The sequence below is a fragment of the Curtobacterium sp. 9128 genome (assembly GCF_900086645.1).
Taxonomy (GTDB): domain Bacteria; phylum Actinomycetota; class Actinomycetes; order Actinomycetales; family Microbacteriaceae; genus Curtobacterium.
In genome coordinates this window covers 3,886,939-3,907,449 of record NZ_LT576451.1, presented here as the reverse complement: position 1 = coordinate 3,907,449, position 20,511 = coordinate 3,886,939, and the positions used below count along the sequence as shown (strand labels likewise).

The 20,511-nt window shown below is 69.4% G+C and carries 17 protein-coding genes and 1 rRNA gene; 17 read left to right on the top strand and 1 reads right to left on the bottom strand.

Translation table 11 applies throughout. From position 1 onward, the window contains the following. Positions 1-68 precede the first annotated feature (68 nt). A complete protein-coding gene (locus QK288_RS18640; protein WP_281265757.1) occupies positions 69-1,424 on the top strand; it encodes a phosphotransferase in 1,356 nt (451 codons plus the stop codon). A gap of 66 nt (positions 1,425-1,490) precedes the next feature. On the opposite strand, the gene QK288_RS18635 is transcribed toward QK288_RS18640, so the two are convergent. Next, positions 1,491-1,850: a DUF1844 domain-containing protein gene (locus QK288_RS18635; protein ID WP_281265756.1), complete on the bottom strand. Its 360-nt coding sequence runs from the start codon at positions 1,848-1,850 to the stop codon at positions 1,491-1,493. A gap of 298 nt (positions 1,851-2,148) precedes the next feature. Between QK288_RS18635 and infC the strand changes: the two genes are divergently transcribed. From infC to QK288_RS18555, 16 genes are all read left to right on the top strand, one after another. Further along, complete coding sequence (gene infC / locus QK288_RS18630; RefSeq protein WP_281265755.1) at positions 2,149-2,820, top strand: translation initiation factor IF-3; 672 nt, start codon at positions 2,149-2,151, stop codon at positions 2,818-2,820. 77 nt (positions 2,821-2,897) lie between these two features. Next, positions 2,898-3,092: a 50S ribosomal protein L35 gene (gene rpmI, locus QK288_RS18625; protein WP_071298709.1), complete on the top strand. Its 195-nt coding sequence runs from the start codon at positions 2,898-2,900 to the stop codon at positions 3,090-3,092. Positions 3,093-3,119: 27 nt separating this feature from the next. Next, on the top strand, positions 3,120-3,506 hold the full coding sequence (rplT, locus tag QK288_RS18620; protein ID WP_243562817.1) for a 50S ribosomal protein L20: 387 nt from the start codon (positions 3,120-3,122) through the stop codon (positions 3,504-3,506). A gap of 74 nt (positions 3,507-3,580) precedes the next feature. Beyond that, a complete protein-coding gene (locus QK288_RS18615) occupies positions 3,581-4,429 on the top strand; it encodes an RNA methyltransferase (protein WP_281265754.1) in 849 nt (282 codons plus the stop codon). Between the two features lie 157 nt (positions 4,430-4,586). Beyond that, complete coding sequence (gene pheS, locus QK288_RS18610) at positions 4,587-5,627, top strand: phenylalanine--tRNA ligase subunit alpha (RefSeq protein ID WP_281265753.1); 1,041 nt, start codon at positions 4,587-4,589, stop codon at positions 5,625-5,627. Continuing rightward, on the top strand, positions 5,627-8,119 hold the full coding sequence (gene pheT / locus QK288_RS18605; RefSeq protein WP_281265752.1) for a phenylalanine--tRNA ligase subunit beta: 2,493 nt from the start codon (positions 5,627-5,629) through the stop codon (positions 8,117-8,119). Before pheS ends, pheT begins: the two co-directional genes overlap by 1 nt. Positions 8,120-8,195: 76 nt before the next feature. After that, positions 8,196-9,293: an NAGSA dehydrogenase family protein gene (locus QK288_RS18600; RefSeq protein WP_281265751.1), complete on the top strand. Its 1,098-nt coding sequence runs from the start codon at positions 8,196-8,198 to the stop codon at positions 9,291-9,293. Between the two features lie 53 nt (positions 9,294-9,346). Next, the gene (gene argJ, locus QK288_RS18595; protein ID WP_281267631.1) at positions 9,347-10,507 is read left to right on the top strand and encodes a bifunctional glutamate N-acetyltransferase/amino-acid acetyltransferase ArgJ; all 1,161 of its coding nucleotides are present in this window, start codon (positions 9,347-9,349) and stop codon (positions 10,505-10,507) included. Further along, positions 10,507-11,526: an acetylglutamate kinase gene (gene argB / locus QK288_RS18590; RefSeq protein ID WP_281265750.1), complete on the top strand. Its 1,020-nt coding sequence runs from the start codon at positions 10,507-10,509 to the stop codon at positions 11,524-11,526. The genes argJ and argB overlap by 1 nt, the downstream gene beginning before the upstream one ends. Then, a complete protein-coding gene (locus QK288_RS18585) occupies positions 11,523-12,749 on the top strand; it encodes an acetylornithine transaminase (protein ID WP_281265749.1) in 1,227 nt (408 codons plus the stop codon). The genes argB and QK288_RS18585 overlap by 4 nt, the downstream gene beginning before the upstream one ends. Further along, positions 12,746-13,678, top strand: coding sequence for an ornithine carbamoyltransferase (gene argF / locus QK288_RS18580; RefSeq protein WP_281265748.1), 933 nt, complete (start codon positions 12,746-12,748; stop codon positions 13,676-13,678). The genes QK288_RS18585 and argF overlap by 4 nt, the downstream gene beginning before the upstream one ends. Positions 13,679-13,686: 8 nt before the next feature. Beyond that, the gene (locus QK288_RS18575) at positions 13,687-14,874 is read left to right on the top strand and encodes an argininosuccinate synthase (RefSeq protein WP_281265747.1); all 1,188 of its coding nucleotides are present in this window, start codon (positions 13,687-13,689) and stop codon (positions 14,872-14,874) included. Between the two features lie 27 nt (positions 14,875-14,901). Continuing rightward, the gene (gene argH, locus QK288_RS18570) at positions 14,902-16,347 is read left to right on the top strand and encodes an argininosuccinate lyase (RefSeq protein ID WP_281265746.1); all 1,446 of its coding nucleotides are present in this window, start codon (positions 14,902-14,904) and stop codon (positions 16,345-16,347) included. Further along, positions 16,344-17,006: a DNA-3-methyladenine glycosylase gene (locus QK288_RS18565; RefSeq protein ID WP_281265745.1), complete on the top strand. Its 663-nt coding sequence runs from the start codon at positions 16,344-16,346 to the stop codon at positions 17,004-17,006. The genes argH and QK288_RS18565 overlap by 4 nt, the downstream gene beginning before the upstream one ends. Before the next feature lie 61 nt (positions 17,007-17,067). Beyond that, positions 17,068-18,384, top strand: a complete 1,317-nt coding sequence (gene tyrS, locus QK288_RS18560) for a tyrosine--tRNA ligase (RefSeq protein WP_281265744.1) — start codon at positions 17,068-17,070, stop codon at positions 18,382-18,384. Positions 18,385-18,951: 567 nt separating this feature from the next. After that, a 16S ribosomal RNA gene (locus QK288_RS18555) occupies positions 18,952-20,473 on the top strand. The last annotated feature ends 38 nt before the right edge of the window (positions 20,474-20,511 follow it).

Genomic DNA, 20,511 nt, shown 5'->3' with positions numbered 1-20,511 from the left:
CCTGTCGAAGTCGCGCGTTGTGGAGGACCTGGGACGGCGAACCGAGCGCTCGCGTAGCCTCCTGACGCATGAGCGACGTCGCACAGTGGATGGCCCGCCAACGTTGGTACGCGGCGAAGGGCGGGACGCCGAACCTCCGGACGATCGCCCGGACCGACGACGCCACCGACGGGGCGCAGATCACCACCCGGTTCGTGATCGACGACGCCCGGACCGGGGCCGTGCTGTACCAGGTGCCCACGACGGAGCACGCGCACGCGGTGGCCGGTCTGGAGCACGCGCGCATCGACACGGCAGACGCCGAAGGCGCCGACGCGCCAGGCGCAGCCCCCGACGCACCGGGCGCAGCCCCGGACGCGACCACGACCTACGACGCCCCCCACGACCCCGCCTACGCCCGCTGGCTCCTCGCGCAGATCGACGCCGGCGCCGAGTCCCTCACCCCGGTCGGCCCCGTCCGCAGTGCCCGGGTCCTCCGCGGCGAGCAGTCGAACACCTCGATCATCTGCGAGACCGAGCACAGCGGCACCGTCATCGTGAAGGTGTTCCGGGTGCTGCACCACGGCGACAACCCCGACGTCACGACCCAGCAGGCACTCTCGGCCGCGGGCTCGTCACGCGTGCCGAAGGTCTTCGGCGCCCTCCACGGCGAGTGGCCGGACGTCGGACGCGCCGACGGTGTGGCGAGTGGCCACCTGGCCTTCGCACAGGAGTTCCTCCCCGGCCTCGACGACGCCTGGCGGGTGGCGCTCGACGACGCCCGCCGAGGAGACTCCTTCGCGGCAGGAGCCGACCGGCTCGGTGCGGCGCTCGCCGACGTGCACGTGACGCTCGCTGGCGTGATGCCGACCGAGGCCGCGACCCCGGCCCGCATCCGGACCGCGATCGACACCATGCACGCCCGGCTCGAGGCCGCCGCCGCCGAGGTGCCGGAGATCGCCGAACACGCCGACGCCGTCCGGGCGGTCTACGCGAGGGCCGCCGACGTCGCGTGGCCGCCGCTCCAGCGGATCCACGGGGACCTGCACCTCGGGCAGGTCCTGTCCGCGCCGGAGCCGCGCGGGTGGGTGTTCCTCGACTTCGAGGGCGAGCCGCTCCGACCGCTCCACGAGCGTTCGCTGCCGGACGTGCCACTCCGTGACGTCGCCGGCATGCTGCGCTCGTTCGACTACGTCGCCGGAGCCCTCGCGCACGACGACGACCCCGTCGACGCCGGGGCGTGGGCGCACGAGGCCCGCGCAGCGTTCCTCGACGGCTACGAACGGGGCATCGGCGTCGACCTCCGCGCACACCGCGAGGTCCTCGACGCCTTCGAGATCGACAAGGCCGTCTACGAGGTGGTCTACGAGGCGCGGAACCGCCCGACCTGGGTCGGCATCCCGGTGGCGGCCGTGACGCGCCTGGCCGCGCGCTCCGCGCACTGACCAGGACCACACGACGGACGGGAGGCTCGTGGCGACGCCGCCACGGGCCTCCCGTCCGTCACGTCGTCAGTTGACGGGACCCGTGTACTTCTCGCCGGGACCGGCGCCCGGCGCGTCCGGGATGGCCGATGCCTCGCGGAAGGCGAGCTGCACCGAGCGGAGCCCGTCGCGCAGCGGGCGGGCGTGGTGGTCGCCGATCTCGGTGGCGGCCGCGGTGACCAGGCCGGCCAGGGCGGTGATGAGCTTGCGCGCCTCGTCGAGGTCGGTCTGCTCCTGCGGGTCGTCCGCCAGTCCGACCTTCACGGCGGCGGCGCTCAGCAGGTGCACGGCCACCGTGTTGATCAACTCGACGGCCGGTACCTCCGAGATGTCCCGGGCGGCGTCGTCGGCGTCGTCGACGGGGATGTTGGGCGGGGTGTCGGTCACGGTGCTCCTCTGTTAGACTCTTCGCGGCAGATGCTGTCCGTGTGCCCGGAACGATTCGCGAGAACCTGACCGGACCGGCGGACAACATCACGAAGAGGAGTCACTCCCACCCGCGGCCACGAACCACCAGGCTACCGGGTCACCACCGCTCCGCCGAGCGCCAGCGTTCGGCAGTCCGGCACGACTGGCAGCGTCCAGTGGTGCAGGAGTCGGGCGGCTGCCGAACGGGTCCCGATCCGTGCGTCAGATCTCCTCTCGTGCCGTCGTCCAGGCAAACGCCCCGGACGGCCATCACTGATTGAAGGAGCTCCGCATTCCCGATCCCCGTACCAACGACCGAATCCGCGTCCCCGAGGTCCGTCTTGTCGGACCCCAGGGCGAGCAGGTCGGCGTTGTCCCCATCGCCGTCGCACTGCGCCTCGCGCAGGAAGCCGAGCTGGATCTGGTCGAGGTCGCGCCGAACTCGAAGCCGCCCGTGGCCAAGATCATGGACTACGGCAAGTTCAAGTACGAAGCCGCTCAGAAGGCCAAGGAAGCCCGTCGCAACCAGGTGAACACGGACCTGAAAGAGGTCCGTTTCCGCCTGAAGATCGACGTGCACGACTACGAGACGAAGCGCAAGCGCGCCGAGGGCTTCCTCCTCGGTGGCGACAAGGTGAAGGCGATGATCCTCTTCCGTGGCCGCGAGCAGTCGCGTCCGGAACAGGGTGTCCGACTCCTGCAGAAGTTCGCCGAGGAGATCGCCGAGTTCGGCGTCGTCGAATCGCGTCCGACGCAGGACGGCCGGAACATGACGATGATCATCGCTCCGCTCAAGAACAAGTCCGACGTCAAGGGCGAGCAGAACGCCAAGCGCGCGGCCGAGAAGGCCGAGCGTCGTGCGTCGGAGCACGCCTCGAAGGCGAAGCCGGACGACGCGGCACCTGCCGAGTCGAAGGAAACGGCACCCGCCGAGTCCCCGGCCGAATAGGTTCTGGCCCACTCAGACCCACCAGACCGACCCCGCAACGAAGCGGCTCCCCATCCACCCCACGGAAAGGCACCACCATGCCCAAGCAGAAGACCCACTCCGGGTCGAAGAAGCGCTTCAAGGTCACCGGCACCGGCAAGATCATGAAGCAGCAGGCCGGTATGCGTCACAACCTCGAGGTCAAGTCCTCCAAGCGCAAGGCCCGCCTCAACGAGGACCAGGTCCTCGCCAAGGGTGACGCCAAGAACGTCAAGAAGCTCCTCGGCCACTGAGCCCCCGGATCGTAAAGGAATAGTGCAATGGCACGAGTAAAGAGAGCGGTCAACGCCGCCAAGAAGCGCCGCGTCATCCTCGAGCGCGCCGAGGGCTACCGCGGCCAGCGTTCGCGTCTGTACCGCAAGGCCAAGGAGCAGGTCACCCACTCCCTCGTCTACGCGTACCGCGACCGTCACGCGAAGAAGGGCGAGTTCCGTCGCCTCTGGATCCAGCGCATCAACGCTGCGTCCCGCGCCAACGGCCTGACCTACAACCGCCTCATCCAGGGCCTCAACCTGGCCGGCGTCGAGGTCGACCGTCGCATCCTCGCCGACCTCGCCGTGAACAACGCCGACACCTTCGCCGCGCTCGTCGAGACGGCCAAGAAGGCCCTGCCGGCCGACACCTCGGCCCCGAAGGCCGCTGCGTAGTCGTCACTGCCCTCACCGAAGCCCCCGTTCCGTCCGCGGACCGGGGGCTTCGTGCATGCTGCGACACTTGTGGCGTGACTGATCTCCTCGAGAACCCCCGCGCTGGCCGCGTCAAGGCCGTCGCCGCCCTGTCCAAGAAGGACCAGCGTGCCGAGACGGGCCTGTTCCTGCTCGAGGGGCCGCAGGCCGTCCGCGAGGCGATCGAGTACGCGCCGGAGCTCCTCCGCGAGCTCTACGTCACGCCGACCGCAGCCGAGCGGTACGACCTGCACGACGCGCCGGTGGACACCTGGTTCGTGACGGAGCAGGTGCTCGCCGCGATGGCCGACACGGTCACCCCGCAGGGCGTCGTCGCGGTCTGCCAGCAGTTCCCGACGTCGGTCCGGCAGGTCTTCCCCGACCCCGGTGCGACCGGACTGGAGGCTCGGGTCGACCCCGCCACGAACCGTCCGTTGCCGGGACTGGTCGCGATCCTCGAAGAGGTACGTGACCCGGGGAACGCCGGCACGATCATCCGCGCCGCCGACTCCGCCGGCGCCGACGCGGTCGTCCTGACCGGCCGCAGCGTCGACCCGTACAACCCGAAGGTGGTCCGCTCGACGACCGGGTCCCTCTTCCACGTGTCGGTGTCGGTCGGCGTGTCGCTCGTCGACGCCGTGTCCCGTGCTCGCGCGCTCGGGTACACGATCCTGGCCGCTGACGTCTCGGGCGACGACCTCCCGCAGGTCCGCGCGGAGGGGCTGCTCGACGGGCCGACCGCGTGGGTCTTCGGGAACGAGGCCCGCGGCCTCACCGCCGAGGACCTGGCACTGGTCGACCGGGCCGTGAAGGTCCCGATCTACGGCGCGGCCGAGTCGATGAACCTCGCCACTGCGGCGTCGGTCTGCCTGTACGAGTCGGCGTTCGCGCTCCGGACCGCCTAGTCCTCCCTCCCCACGAGCTCGGCCGACACGCCGCTCCGCTAGCTCCGCGACGTGTCGGTACCGGCTCGCGTGGGCCCAGTCGGTCCGGGGGCCGCTCTGTGCACGGCCGGCGCAGGACAGAACGGCGGTATCCCAGGGGCCGGTAGGATCGGTTGCTGTGTCAGAACCTCTCGAGATCAGCGAATCGGCGGTCGCCGACGCGGTCGACGCGGCCCTCGCCGCAGTCCGCGCCGCGACGACGGTCGCCGAACTGAAGCAGGCCAGGGCCGAGCACACGGGCGAACAGTCCGTGCTCGCGCGCATGAACGCCTCGATGCGCAGTGTGCCGCCGGAGCAGAAGGCCCAGGCCGGCAAGCTCGTCGGGCAGGCGCGGGGCCGCGTGAACGGTGCGGTCGCCGAGCAGGAGTCCGTGCTGGCCGAGGCCGAGGAGCGTGCCCGGCTCGAGGCCGAACGCGTCGACGTGACCGCGCTGCCGTCCACCCGTACGCCCGGCTCCCGCCACCCGCTCTCGCTCCTGAACGAAGCCGTCGCCGACATCTTCGTCGGCATGGGGTGGGAAGTGGCAGAGGGCCCGGAGCTCGAACACGAGTGGTTCAACTTCGACGCGCTGAACTTCGACGAGGACCACCCCGCGCGCGCCATGGCCGACACGATCTTCGTCGAACCAGTGGACCGGCACCTCGTGATGCGCACCCACACCTCTCCGGTGCAGGTGCGGTCGCTGCTGTCGCGCGAACTGCCGCTCTACGTCATCGCTCCCGGGCGCGTGTACCGCGCGGACGAGCTCGACGCGACGCACCTGCCGGTGTTCACCCAGGTCGAGGGCATCGCGATCGACAAGGGCCTGACGATGGCGCACCTGCGCGGCACGCTGGAGCACTTCGCGCGCCAGGTCTTCGGCGCAGCGGCACAGATCCGTCTGCGTCCGAACTACTTCCCGTTCACCGAGCCGTCCGCCGAGATGGACGTCTGGCAGCCGAACGCCAAGGGTGGCGCACGGTGGGTCGAGTGGGGCGGCTGCGGCATGGTCAACCCGAACGTCCTGCGCTCCGCCGGCATCGATCCCGACGAGTACCAGGGCTTCGCGTTCGGCATGGGCATCGAGCGGACCCTGCAGTTCCGCAACGGCCTGAACGACATGCGTGACTTCCTCGAGGGCGACCTCCGCTTCTCGCAGCAGTTCGGAACGGTGGTCTGATGCGCGTCCCACTCCGTTGGCTCGGTGAGTCGGTCGACCTCCCCGAGGACGCCACCCTCGAGCACGTCCACGCGGCGCTGGTGTCGGTCGGTTTCGAAGAAGAAGCGGTCCACACGTTCGACCTGACCGGGCCCGTCGTGGTCGGTCGGGTGCTCGAGCGCGTCCCGGAGCCGCAGAAGAACGGCAAGACCATCAACTGGTGCCAGGTGGACGTCGGCGAGTCCGAGCCCCGCGGCATCGTCTGCGGCGCGCACAACTTCGACGTGGGCGACCTCGTCGTCGTCACGCTCCCCGGTGCCGTGCTCCCCGGACCGTTCCCGATCGCCGCGCGCAAGACCTACGGCCACGTGTCCGACGGCATGATCGCCTCGGCGCGCGAGCTCGGACTCGGCGACGAGCACGACGGCATCCTGCGCTTCGCGGACCTCGGGATGGAGCCGCAGGTCGGACAGGACGCGATCGCGCTCCTCGGCCTCGACGACGCCGCCGTCGAGATCAACGTGACGCCGGACCGTGGGTACGCCCTGAGCATGCGCGGTGTCGCACGGGAGTACGCGCACGCCACCGGTGCCTCGTTCCACGACCCCGTCGACCGCGTCGCTCCCCGCAGCGGCGAGGGCTTCACGGTGTCGATCTCCGACGATGCCCCGATCCGCGGCCGCGTCGGTGCGAGCACGTTCGTGACCCGGGTGGTCCGCGGTGTCGACGCCACCCGACCGACACCGGCCTGGATGGTGTCTCGACTGGCCCTCGCCGGTGTGCGCTCGATCTCGCTGCCCGTCGACATCACCAACTACGTCATGTTCGAGCTCGGCCAGCCCCTGCACGGGTACGACCTGTCGACGGTCGTCGGCGGGCTCGGCGTCCGTCGTGCGGCCGCGGGGGAGACCCTGATCACGCTCGACGACGTCACCAGGAAGCTCGACCCGGAAGACCTCGTCATCACCGACGACCAGGGCCCCGTCGGCCTCGCCGGGGTGATGGGCGGCGCCCGCACCGAGATCACGGCGTCGACCACCGACGTCCTGATCGAGGCCGCCGGCTTCGACCAGGTGTCGATCGCACGCACCGCCCGTCGGCACAAGCTCCCGAGCGAGGCGTCCCGGCGGTTCGAGCGCGGTGTCGACCCGCTCGTCGCCGAAGCCGCTGCCAACCGTGCCGTCGAGCTCCTCGTCGAGCTCGCCGGCGGCACGGCGGACGCCCTCGGATCGACGCTCGTCGACGACGCGTCCCGCCCGGCCGTCACGATGCGGCTGTCCCGCGCCGAGGAACTCATCGGCGTGCCCTACACGGACGCCGAGGTCATCGACACCCTGCGTGCGATCGGCGCCTCGGTGGAGGCCGACGGCGAGCAGCTCGTCGTCACGGCACCCACCTGGCGCCCGGACCTCACCGACGACACCACGCTGGTGGAAGAGGTCGCCCGCATCGTCGGCTACGACCGCATCCCGAGCGTCCTGCCCGTCGCTCCGCCCGGACGCGGTCTCACGACACACCAGAAGGCACTCCGTCGCGTCGCCGCAGCGCTCGCTGCCGACGGCCTCGTCGAGGTCGTCACGGCTCCGTTCGTGTCCGCAGCGACGACCGCCGCCTACCCGGGGATCGACCCGGCCGGCGGACCGAGCGTCGCGCTCGCGAACGCCCTCGACAGCGAGCAGAGCCTCCTCCGCCGGAGCGGTCTCCCCGCGCTCGTCGACGTCGCGCGCCGCAACGTGTCCCGCGGGCTCGTCGACGTCGCCGTGTACGAGACCTCACGCGTGTTCCTGCCGGTCGACGGCACCGAGCTCGGCACCACCGCGGTCCCGGCCGGAGCCGCGCACCCCGGCGCGGAGACGCTCCGTGCGCTCGACGCCGCACTGCCGGCGCAGCCGTTCCACGTGTCAGCGCTCCTCACCGGGAACCGCGTCGTCAAGCAGCCCGGCGTGCAACCGGAGCCGTTCGGCATCGCGGACGCCCTCGACGTCGCACGCACCGCGGCGTGGGCAGCCGGCACCGAGCTCACGGTCGCGCAGACCACGCACCCGTCGCTGCACCCCGGCCGTGCGGCGTCGCTGCTCGTCGGTGACGTCGTCGTCGGTGTCGCGGGGGAGCTCCTGCCCGAGCTGACCGCCGCTGCGGACCTGCCCCGGGTCGTCGCGGTCGTCGAGCTCGACCTCGACGCACTCGTCGGAGCCGTGCCCGAGATCCCCGCCGTTGCACCGATCGTGACCTACCCGGCGGCGACGCAGGACCTCTCGTTGGTGGTCGGCATCGACGTTCCGGCGGGTGATGTGCTCGACGTCGTCCGGACTGGTGCCGGAGAGCTGTTGGAGTATGCTCGCCTCGTGGATGACTACCGGGGCTCCGGCGTGGACGAGGGACAGAAGTCCCTGACGTTCGCGCTGCGCTTCCGTGCCACGGACCGCACCCTGACCGCTGCCGAGGCCTCTGAGGCCCGTGACGGCGCCGTCCGACGTGCCGGCGAGCGATTCGGGGCGACCCTGCGCGACTGATCCCACTGGGACCAGCACCGCCCGGGGCCGCCGCCTCCGATCTCTCGACGAACAGTCCGACCTAAGGTGGAATCCCATGTCCGTATCCGTCGCCGTGGCGGGAGCCAGCGGCTACGCGGGCGGTGAGCTGCTGCGCATCCTCTCCGCACATCCCGAGTTCGACGTCAGGACGGTGACGGCGTTCTCGAACGCCGGACAGCCGCTCATCGCGACGCAGCCCCACCTCCGTTCGCTGTCGCACCTGACGTTGGTCGAGACGACGGCGGAGAACCTCCGCGGGCACGACGTGGTGTTCCTGGCGCTGCCGCACGGACAGTCCGGCGCGATCACGGCGGAGCTCGACGCGGACACGCTCGTCGTCGACTGCGGCGCCGATCACCGGCTGACGGACCCGGCGGCCTGGGAAGCGTTCTACGGCGGCGACTACTTCGGCGCGTGGACCTACGGGCTGCCGGAACTCCTGCACGCAGCGCCGAAGCCGGGGTCGGCAGAGGAATGGCGCGACGTCGACGACATCGTCGCGCAGGGTCGGCAGCGGGTCGAGCTCGCGAACACCAAGCGGATCGCCGTTCCCGGATGCAACGTCACCGCGGTCACGCTCGGCATCCAGCCGGGCGTCCAGGCCGGTCTCGTCCAGGCGGACGACATCGTGGCGGTGCTCAGCGTCGGGCCGTCGGGGGCAGGCAAGAAGCTCGCGACGACCTACCTCGCGTCGGAGATCATGGGCTCTGCCAGCGCGTACGCCGTCGGCGGGAAGCACCGGCACATCCCGGAGATCCAGCAGAACCTGCGCGCGGCAGGGGCCTCGGACGTGACCATCTCGTTCACGCCGGTCCTCGTGCCGATGTCTCGTGGCATCCTCGCGACGACGACCGCCAAGCTCGCGCCCGGCGTCACCGCACGCGACGTCCGCCTCGCCTGGGAGCAGGCGTACGCGGACGAGCCGTTCGTGCACCTGCTGCCGGAGGGTGCGTTCCCGCGGGTCGCGGACACCATCGGTGCGAACACCGCGCTCGTCGGCATCGCCGTCGACGAAGCCGCCGGCCGTGTCGTCGCGGTCAGCGCCCTCGACAACCTCGCCAAGGGGACCGGCGGCGCCGCGGTGCAGTCGGCGAACATCGCCCTCGGCCTGCCGGAGACACTCGGCCTCAGCGTGGACGGAGTCGCACCGTGACGGACGCAAGCAAGCAGGGCGGGGCCGAACCGAGCCTCCAAGCCGGGTCGGACCTGCAGGGCGTGACCGCTGCTGCCGGCTTCCGCGCCGCCGGCGCGACCGCCGGACTCAAGGCGAGCGGAACGCCGGACGTGGCACTCGTCGTGAACGACGGTCCGGAATCGGCCGTCGCCGCGGTGTTCACCAGCAACCGCGCACAGGCCAATCCGGTGATCTGGTCCCGCCAGGTCGTCGGCGACGGCATCGCCAGGGCCGTGTTCCTGAACTCCGGCGGTGCGAACTGCTTCACCGGGGCCTTCGGCTTCCAGACCACGCACATGACGGCCGAGGCGGTGGGCGAGTCCCTCGGCATCGGTGCCGGCGACGTGGTCGTCTGTTCGACCGGTCTGATCGGCCGCGGCGACCAGACGTTCCGCGACCACGTCCTGCACGGCGTCGCACTCACCACGGACGCCCTGTCGGAGACCGGCGGCCCCGACGCCGCCGCCGCGATCATGACGACGGACACCCGGGCCAAGCAGGCGTCGGTCTCCGAGGACGGCTGGACCGTCGGTGGCATGGCCAAGGGCGCGGGCATGCTCGCGCCGGGGCTCGCGACGATGCTCGTCGTGATCACGACCGACGCGCTCCTCACCTCCGACGAACTCGACCAGGCCCTGCGGGCAGCCACCCGCGTCACGTTCGACCGGGTCGACTCCGACGGCTGCATGTCGACGAACGACACCGTCGTGCTGATGTCCTCCGGCGCGTCCGGCGTGACACCCGAGGTGGGCGACTTCCAGGAGGCCCTGACCGTCGTCTGTGCCGACCTGGCCCGCCAGCTCCAGCAGGACGCCGAGGGTGCCAGCCACGACATCGCGATCCACGTGGTGAACGCCGCGAACGAGGACGACGCCGTCACGGTCGGCCGCAGCGTCGCCCGGAACAACCTCTTCAAGGCGGCCGTGTTCGGCAACGACCCCAACTGGGGCCGGGTGCTCGCGGCGATCGGAACCACCGACGCCGAGTTCGACCCCTACGCGGTGGACGTCTCGATGAACGGCGTGCGGGTGTGCCACGCGGGTGCGCCCGACCGTCCCATCGACGAGGTCGACCTGACACCGCGCGACACCGACGTGCTCATCGACCTCGGGGTGGGGCCGTACTCGGCGACCATCCTGACGAACGACCTGACGCACGACTACGTCCACGAGAACAGCGCGTACTCCAGCTGATGGCCGACGACGCACACACCAAGCAGCACGAGCACGAGCTCGCCGCCGTCAAGGCCGCGACGCTCATCGAGTCCCTGCCCTGGCTCAAGCGGTTCTCCGGCAAGATCGTCGTCGTCAAGTTCGGCGGCAACGCCATGGTGAACGACGACCTCAAGCGGGCCTTCGCCGAGGACATGGTCTACCTCCGCTACGCAGGCCTGCACCCGGTCGTGGTGCACGGCGGCGGTCCGCAGATCTCCGCCGCGCTCAAGGAACAGGGCATCGAGTCCGAGTTCCGCGGTGGCTACCGCGTCACCACGACCGAGGCGATCACCGTCGTCCGCGACGTCCTGGCCGGCGAGGTGAACCGCGAGATCGTCGACCTGATGAACGAGCACGGCGACGGCATCGGCGTCGGCGTGTTCGGCGACGGCGGCTCGCTGTTCACGGGCGAACAGAAGGGCGTCGTCGTCGACGGCGAGCACTTCGACCTCGGGCACGTCGGTGACATCACCCACGTCGACCCGTCGGGTGTGCTCGCGGCGATCCGGGCGAACCAGATCCCCGTCGTGTCGAGCATCGCGATCGACGACGCCGACCCCGACCAGGCGCTGAACGTGAACGCCGACGCTGCGGCGGCCGCACTCGCGATCGCACTGGGCGCCTCGAAGCTGCTGATGCTGACCGACGTCCCCGGGCTCTACCGCAACTGGCCCGACCGCGACTCGATCATCGACCTCATCGCGGTCGAGGAACTGCGCGAACTCCTGCCGTCGCTCGAGTCGGGGATGATCCCGAAGATGACCGCGTGCCTCGACGCCGTGGTCGGCGGGGTCGGCGGCGCGACGATCATCGACGGCCGGATCCCGCACTCGATCCTCCTCGAGGTCTTCACGCTCCGTGGCGCGGGCACCGAGGTGATCCCGGACCCGAGCCGGCGCACCGAGAACCAGAACACCCACGCCGAGATCGGCCGACGCGGCCCGGCGGTCACGCACGACACCACGCACGGCACGAACACGAAGGGACCCGCACGGTGAACACCGAGACGCAGACCGAGACCTGGAACGACCGGTTCGGGGCGTCGCTGATGCGATCCCTGACCCCGCCGAAGGTCATGCTCGAGCGCGGGTCGGGCTGCCGCGTGTGGGACGTCGACGGCAAGGAATACCTCGACTTCCTCGCCGGCATCGCGGTGAACTCCCTCGGGCACGCGCACCCCGTCCTCGTCGAGGCGATCGCCGACCAGGCCGCCAAACTCGTGCACGTGTCGAACTACTTCGCGACGCCCCCGCAGCTCGAGCTCGCCGAGCGGCTGAAGCGCATCACCGGCGCCGGCGACGCGGGTCGCGTGTACTTCGGCAATTCCGGTGCGGAGGCGAACGAGGCCGCGTTCAAGCTCGCCCGGCTGAACAAGGGTGCTGATGGTCGGAAGACCCGGATCCTCGCACTCAAGCAGGGCTTCCACGGCCGCACGATGGGTGCGCTCGCGCTCACCGGCAAGCCCGCACTGCAAGAGGACTTCCTGCCGATGATCCCGGGGGTCGACCACGTCGACACCACGATCGAGGCGCTCGAGCACGCGATCGACGACACCGTCGCGGCGCTCATCCTCGAGCCGATCAAGGGCGAGGCCGGCGTCGTCGACCTGCCCGACGGGTTCCTCGCCGCCGCTCGTCGCTTGACCGAGGAGCACGGCGCGCTGCTCATCCTCGACGAGATCCAGACCGGTGTCGGCCGGACGGGGTCGTGGTTCGCGTTCCAGCACCTCGGGGTCGTCCCCGATGCCATCACGATCGCGAAGGGCATCGCGGGCGGGTTCCCGATCGGGGCGCTCGTGACCTTCGGTCGCGCCTCTGAGCTCTTCTCCGCCGGGCAGCACGGCTCGACCTTCGGTGGCAACCCGCTCGGCACCCGTGTCGCGAACGCGGTCCTCGGCGAGATCGAGGACGCCGGTCTCGTCGAGGCCGCCCTGGTCAAGGGGGAGCGGATCCGTGCGGGCATCGCCGCGATCGCCTCGCCGCTGGTCGAGGAGATCCGCGGGCGCGGCCTGCTCATCGGGGTCGGGCTGCACCGCCCCGTCGCGGCAGCCATCTCGGCTGCCGCACTCGAGCGGGGTCTCATCGTGAACGCCCCCAACGAGGCGAGCCTGCGCATCGCGCCGCCGCTCATCGTGTCCGACGCCGAGATCGACGAGTTCCTGTCGATCCTCGCCCAGAGCATGGCGGCCGTCGAGGGCGCCGACCAGGAGACCTCCGCATGACCCGCCACTTCCTCCGCGACGACGACCTCTCGCAGGCCGAGCAGTCCGCCATCCTCGACCTCGCGGTCGGGATGAAGCGCGACCGCTGGGGCGCGAAGCCGCTCGCGGGCCCGCAGAGCGTCGCCGTGATCTTCGACAAGTCGTCGACGCGCACCCGGGTGTCCTTCCACGTCGGGATCAGCGACCTGGGTGGCAGCCCGCTCATCATCTCGACGGCGAACAGCCAGCTCGGCGGCAAGGAGACCCCGTCCGACACGGCCCGTGTGCTCGAGCGCATGGTGTCGGCCATCGTCTGGCGCACCTACGGTCAGGCCGGACTCGAGGAGATGGCGGAAGGCACCACGGTCCCCGTCGTCAACGCCCTGTCCGACGACTTCCACCCGTGCCAGCTGCTCGCCGACCTCCTGACGATCCGTGAACACCGCGGTGCACTCGCCGGACAGACGGTCGCCTTCGTCGGCGACGGCGCGAGCAACATGGCGCAGTCGTACCTGCTCGCCGGAGCCACCGCGGGCATGCACGTCCGTGTCGGTTCCCCTGCTGCGTTCTCGCCGGCCGTCGACGTCGTGTCGGACGCCGAACGCCGGGCTGCCGAGACCGGTGGATCGGTGCTCGTGGTGACGGACCCGGTCGCCGCCGTGGCCGGTGCGGACGTCGTCGTGACGGACACCTGGGTGTCGATGGGCAAGGAGGACGAGAAGCAGCAGCGTCTCGACACCTTCAACGGCTACCGCGTCGACGACGCGATGATGGCGCACGCCGCGGACGACGCCGTGTTCATGCACTGCCTGCCGGCCGACCGTGGGTACGAGGTCACCGCCGACGTGATCGACGGTCCGCGCAGCATCATCTGGGACGAGGCGGAGAACCGCCTGCACGCCCAGAAGGCACTCCTCGCCTGGCTCCTCGCCGCGAACACGGGCGCCTAGGAGCACCCGTGGCAGACCGCGTCGTCCTGGCCTACTCCGGCGGACTCGACACGTCCGTCGGCATCGGCTGGCTGCGCGAGGCCACCGGCAAGGACGTCGTGGCGCTGACGGTCGACCTCGGTCAGGGCGGCGACGACCTGCAGACCGTCCGCCAGCGCGCCCTGGACTGCGGCGCGGTGGAAGCCGTGGTCATCGACGCGAAGGACGAGTTCGCCGACGAGTACGTCGTGCCCGCGATCAAGGCGAACGCGCTCTACCAGAAGCGGTACCCACTGGTCTCCGCCCTGAGCCGCCCGCTCATCGCGAAGCACCTCGCGGCCACGGCGAAGCAGCTCGGCGCCGACACCGTCGCGCACGGGTGCTCCGGGAAGGGCAACGACCAGGTCCGCTTCGAGGCGGCGGTGGCCGCGATCGCCCCCGAGCTGACGTCGATCGCCCCGGTCCGTGACCTCGCGCTGACCAGGGACAAGGTGATCGCCTACGCCGACGCGCACGGTCTCCCGATCCGGCACCGGGGCGACTCGGTCGACCAGAACGTCTGGGGACGCGCGGTGGAGGCCGCTTCCCTCGAGGACCCGTGGACCGCCCCGACTGAGTACCTCTACGCGTCCACGCAGGACCCGACGCTCCCACGTGACCCGGACGAGGTCACGATCACGTTCGAGCAGGGCGTCCCGGTCGCCATCGACGGTCAGCGCTTCAGCGTGCTGCGCATCGTCCAGGAGCTGAACGCCCTGGCCGGCCGGCACGGCGTCGGTCGCATCGACGTCCTCGAAGACCGCCTCGTGGGCATCAAGTCGCGCGAGGTGTACGAGGCCCCTGCAGCGATCGCGCTCATCGCCGCGCACGAGGAACTCGAGAGCCTCACCCTCGAGCGTGACGTCGCCCGCTACAAGCGCAGGGTCGAGGCCGACTGGGCCGAGCTGGTCTACGACGGGCTCTGGTTCGGAGGCCTCAAGCGGGGTCTCGACGCGTTCATCGACCACACCCAGCAGCACGTGTCCGGGGACGTCCGACTGCAGCTCCACGGTGGCCGTGCGACGGTCACGGGGCGCCGCTCCGAGCAGAGTCTCTACGACTTCGAGCTCGCGACGAACGACACGGGCGACACCTTCGACCAGGAGCAGGCGAAGGGCTTCATCGACATCTGGTCGCTCCCGAGCCGCATCGCGGCCCGCCGCGACCGCGCCAACTGACCCACCGAAGGACGAACGCAGGACGACATGACGGACCAGACGAACGCCAAGACCGACGCCACGAACACCGGCGCACTGTGGGGCGCCCGCTTCGCGGACGGCCCGAGCGCCGAACTCGCCGCCCTGTCGAAGTCCACCCACTTCGACTGGCAGCTCGCGCCGTACGACATCGCCGGTTCCCGGGCCCATGCTCGCGCCCTGCACACGGCCGGGTACCTGACCGCCGACGAGCTCGAGCAGATGACCGCCGGCCTCGACCGCCTGGAGCAGGCCCACGCCACGGGCCAGCTGCAGCCCGCCGACAGCGACGAGGACGTCCACGGCGCGCTGGAACGCCTGCTCATCGCCGACCTCGGCCCCGAGCTCGGGGGCAAGCTCCGCGCCGGCCGCAGCCGGAACGACCAGATCGCCACCCTCGGCCGGATGCACATGCTCGACCACGGGCGCCGCATCGGCCGCCTGGTGATCGACCTGGTCGACGCGATCAGCCAGCAGGCGAGCGAACACCCGGCGGCGATCATGCCCGGCCGCACGCACCTGCAGCACGCCCAGCCCGTGCTCCTCGCGCACCACCTCCTCGCACACGCCTGGCCGCTGGTGCGCGACCTCGAGCGACTCCGCGACTGGTCCACCCGCGCGAGCGTCAGCCCGTACGGCGCCGGCGCCCTCGCCGGCAGCTCCCTCGGACTCGACCCCGCGGCGATCGCCCGCGAGCTCGGGTTCGACCGCCCGGCGGAGAACTCGATCGACGCCACCGCTGCCCGCGACACCGTCGCGGAGTTCGCGTTCGTCCTGGCGCAGATCGGTATCGACGTGTCGCGCCTCGCCGAAGAGGTCATCCTCTGGAACACGAAGGAGTTCGGCTTCGTGCGGTTGCACGACGCGTTCTCCACCGGGTCGAGCATCATGCCGCAGAAGAAGAACCCGGACATCGCCGAGCTGGCACGCGGCAAGTCCGGTCGACTCGTCGGCAACCTGACCGGCCTCCTGACGACGCTCAAGGGCCTCCCGCTCGCGTACAACCGCGACCTGCAAGAGGACAAGGAGCCTGTCTTCGACTCGGTCGCCACGCTCGAGGTCCTGCTGCCGGCGTTCACCGGCATGATCGCGACGCTGACCTTCGACACCGAGCGCATGGCCGACCTGGCACCGCAGGGTTTCTCGCTCGCGACCGACGTCGCCGAGTGGCTCGTCCGCCAGGGCGTCCCGTTCCGCGACGCGCACGAGATCTCGGGCTCCCTGGTCCGGTACTGCGAGGAGCGCGGCGTCGAGCTCGACGACCCGTCCGACGACGAGTACCTCGCCGTCTCCGAGCACCTCACCCCCGGCGTCCGCGCCGTCCTCACCATCGAGGGCAGCACGTCGTCCCGCTCGGGCGTCGGCGGGACGGCCCCGGATCGCGTCGCCGAGCAGCTCACGGGCCTGACGCAGCGTGTCCACGACCTGGCGAGCGGGGCGCCGTTCACCCGATGACGGAGGGCCTCCTCGCGCTCCTGGCGGAGCCGGCACCGGTCTCCGCGCCGGCCCTGCTCGGTGCGACGCTCACGGGAAGGGGCGTGACGATCCGCATCACCGAGGTCGAGGCGTACTTCGGCCCGACCGACCCCGGTTCACATGGGCACCGCGGGCTGACCGAGCGGAACAGGCACTTGTTCGGTCCACCCGGCACCCTCTACGCGTACCGGTCGTACGGCATCCACACGTGCGTCAACGTCGTCAGCGGGCCGACCGGGACGTCGTCCGGATCGCTCCTCCGTGGCGCCGAGGTCGTCCAGGGCATCGACCTCGCCCGCGAGCGGCGGGGCCCCTCGGTGTCGGACGTGCAGCTGGCTCGTGGACCCGGCAACCTCGGCAGCGCGCTCGGTGCGGTCCTCGGCACGGACGACGGCACCTCCGTCACCGACGGTCGCGGCCCGTACGTACTCGCCCTGGCACCCGGCCTGGAGGCTCGGCTCGCCTCCGACGGATCCGCTGCGGTCCTCGCCGGGCTGGCTGCCGACCCGCTGATCGGTCGCGGGCCCCGCACCGGGGTCGCCGGCATCGCCGGCGGTGCCGGCTTCCCGTGGCGCTTCTGGCTGCCCGGCGAGCCCACGGTCTCGACGTACCGACGGCACCAGCGCGCCCTCGGCTGACGGACCAGCACCGGGCCTCCCGTGTGCTGTGTGCATCACTGGCCGCCGCTACGATGGCTGGGTGTCCAGTGATACCGCTCTCGATGTCCTGACGCGTCAGCAGAACGATCCCACCTTCGCCTCGGTGTGGGACGAGCTGCGCTGGCGTGGTCTGGTGCACGTCTCGACCGACGAGACCGCACTCAAAGAGGCCCTCGACGGCGAGCCGATCACCTATTACTGCGGCTTCGACCCGACGGCTCCGTCACTGCACTGCGGCAACCTGCTCCAGCTCCTGACGATGCGGCGGCTGCAGCTCGCGGGGCACAAGCCCCTCGCACTCGTCGGTGGTTCGACCGGCCTGATCGGCGACCCGCGTCCGACGGCAGAGCGCACCCTGAACACCCGGGAGACCGTGTCCGAGTGGGTGGCCCGCTTGCAGGAGCAGGTGTCGCGGTTCCTCAGCCCGGACGGCGACAACGGCGTGCGGCTCGTGAACAACCTCGACTGGACGTCGCCGATGTCCGCGATCGACTTCCTCCGCGACGTCGGCAAGTACTTCCGCGTCAACTCGATGCTCAAGAAGGACGCGGTCGCTGCCCGGCTGAACTCGGACGCCGGGATCAGCTACACGGAGTTCAGCTACCAGATCCTGCAGGGGATGGACTACCGCGAGCTGTTCCGGCAGTACGGGTGCACGCTGCAGACGGGTGGCTCCGACCAGTGGGGCAACCTGACCTCGGGGACGGAGCTCATCCGTCGAGCCGAAGGCGCCACCGTGCACGCGATGGGGACGCCCCTCATCACGAACTCCGACGGCACGAAGTTCGGCAAGAGCGAGGGCAACGCCATCTGGCTCGACGCCGACATGACGTCGCCGTACGCGCTGTACCAGTTCTGGCTCAACACCACTGATGCCGACGTCGTCGACCGACTGCAGAAGTTCACCTTCCTGCCGAGGGCCGAGATCGAACGGCTCGAGCAGGCGGTGGCCGATGAACCCTTCCGGCGCGAGGCCCAGCGGACCCTCGCGTTCGAGGTGACGTCGATCGTGCACGGTGTCCCGGCGACCCAGGCGGCGATCGATGCCTCGGCGGCGTTGTTCGGCAACGGTGACCTGGAGGCGCTCGACGAACCCACGCTCCGGTCCGCGATCGCGGAACTCCCCGGCTCGATCTCGCTCGCGCCGGATGCCGACCTGGCGAAGGCGCTCGTCGAGACCGAGCTGGTGAAGTCCCTCGGGGAAGCCCGACGTGCCATCGACCAAGGCGGCGTCTACGTGAACAACGCCCGAGCCGAAGACCCGACGGCCTCGCTGTCCGACCTCGCCCTGCCCGGGGGAGTGCTCGTGCTCCGTCGTGGCAAGAAGACCCTCGCTGGCGTGACCGTCGTCGGCTGATCCATTCGGACGCGCGAAGCCCGGTTCCACGAGTGTGGGACCGGGCTTCCGTGCGTCCCGGGTGACGTGTTGCACGATGCGACACGCCCGGGATGTGGCCCGCCTTGGCGCACCCGTCCAGCGCTGCGTATAGTTCTTACTCGTCACCCCAAAGGTGCGGCGGAGCGGCTGGAGCGAAAGCCCAGAGCACGTCGGCCCTCAAGCGGGACCATCCTCCACTGAAGTTCAGATCCGGCCTTGCGCTGGACGGCTTCGACGCCTAGGATGACTACTCCACCGGTTCTCTCCCCTCGGGGATGAGCCCACTGGACCTCGAGTCCGACGACACCGGTGGTCAAACCAAGAACGAATGCCTCTCTGGCGGAACCTCTTTCGGGGTCGAGCGGGGAGCGCGTCTGGTCCTTGAGAACTCAACAGCGTGCACATTGTCAATGCCAATTTATTGACCCCGTGCTCGGCCGGTTTTGCTGGTCGAGTCGGAGACAATTCCTTTTGGATTGAAGATTGTCAGTAGACAGTCAACAGTCAAGATCAACTCGCTGGCACTTCGGTGTTGGTTGTAATTTTTTTACGGAGAGTTTGATCCTGGCTCAGGACGAACGCTGGCGGCGTGCTTAACACATGCAAGTCGAACGATGATGCCCAGCTTGCTGGGTGGATTAGTGGCGAACGGGTGAGTAACACGTGAGTAACCTGCCCCTGACTCTGGGATAAGCGTTGGAAACGACGTCTAATACTGGATATGATCGCCGGCCGCATGGTCTGGTGGTGGAAAGATTTTTTGGTTGGGGATGGACTCGCGGCCTATCAGCTTGTTGGTGAGGTAATGGCTCACCAAGGCGACGACGGGTAGCCGGCCTGAGAGGGTGACCGGCCACACTGGGACTGAGACACGGCCCAGACTCCTACGGGAGGCAGCAGTGGGGAATATTGCACAATGGGCGAAAGCCTGATGCAGCAACGCCGCGTGAGGGATGACGGCCTTCGGGTTGTAAACCTCTTTTAGTAGGGAAGAAGCGAAAGTGACGGTACCTGCAGAAAAAGCACCGGCTAACTACGTGCCAGCAGCCGCGGTAATACGTAGGGTGCAAGCGTTGTCCGGAATTATTGGGCGTAAAGAGCTCGTAGGCGGTTTGTCGCGTCTGCTGTGAAATCCCGAGGCTCAACCTCGGGCTTGCAGTGGGTACGGGCAGACTAGAGTGCGGTAGGGGAGATTGGAATTCCTGGTGTAGCGGTGGAATGCGCAGATATCAGGAGGAACACCGATGGCGAAGGCAGATCTCTGGGCCGTAACTGACGCTGAGGAGCGAAAGCATGGGGAGCGAACAGGATTAGATACCCTGGTAGTCCATGCCGTAAACGTTGGGCGCTAGATGTAGGGACCTTTCCACGGTTTCTGTGTCGTAGCTAACGCATTAAGCGCCCCGCCTGGGGAGTACGGCCGCAAGGCTAAAACTCAAAGGAATTGACGGGGGCCCGCACAAGCGGCGGAGCATGCGGATTAATTCGATGCAACGCGAAGAACCTTACCAAGGCTTGACATACACCGGAAACGGCCAGAGATGGTCGCCCCCTTGTGGTCGGTGTACAGGTGGTGCATGGTTGTCGTCAGCTCGTGTCGTGAGATGTTGGGTTAAGTCCCGCAACGAGCGCAACCCTCGTTCTATGTTGCCAGCGGGTTATGCCGGGGACTCATAGGAGACTGCCGGGGTCAACTCGGAGGAAGGTGGGGATGACGTCAAATCATCATGCCCCTTATGTCTTGGGCTTCACGCATGCTACAATGGCCGGTACAAAGGGCTGCGATACCGTAAGGTGGAGCGAATCCCAAAAAGCCGGTCTCAGTTCGGATTGAGGTCTGCAACTCGACCTCATGAAGTCGGAGTCGCTAGTAATCGCAGATCAGCAACGCTGCGGTGAATACGTTCCCGGGCCTTGTACACACCGCCCGTCAAGTCATGAAAGTCGGTAACACCCGAAGCCGGTGGCCTAACCCTTGTGGAAGGAGCCGTCGAAGGTGGGATCGGTGATTAGGACTAAGTCGTAACAAGGTAGCCGTACCGGAAGGTGCGGCTGGATCACCTCCTTTCTAAGGAGCATCTGGCACCGCTTGCGGTGTCCAGGCGC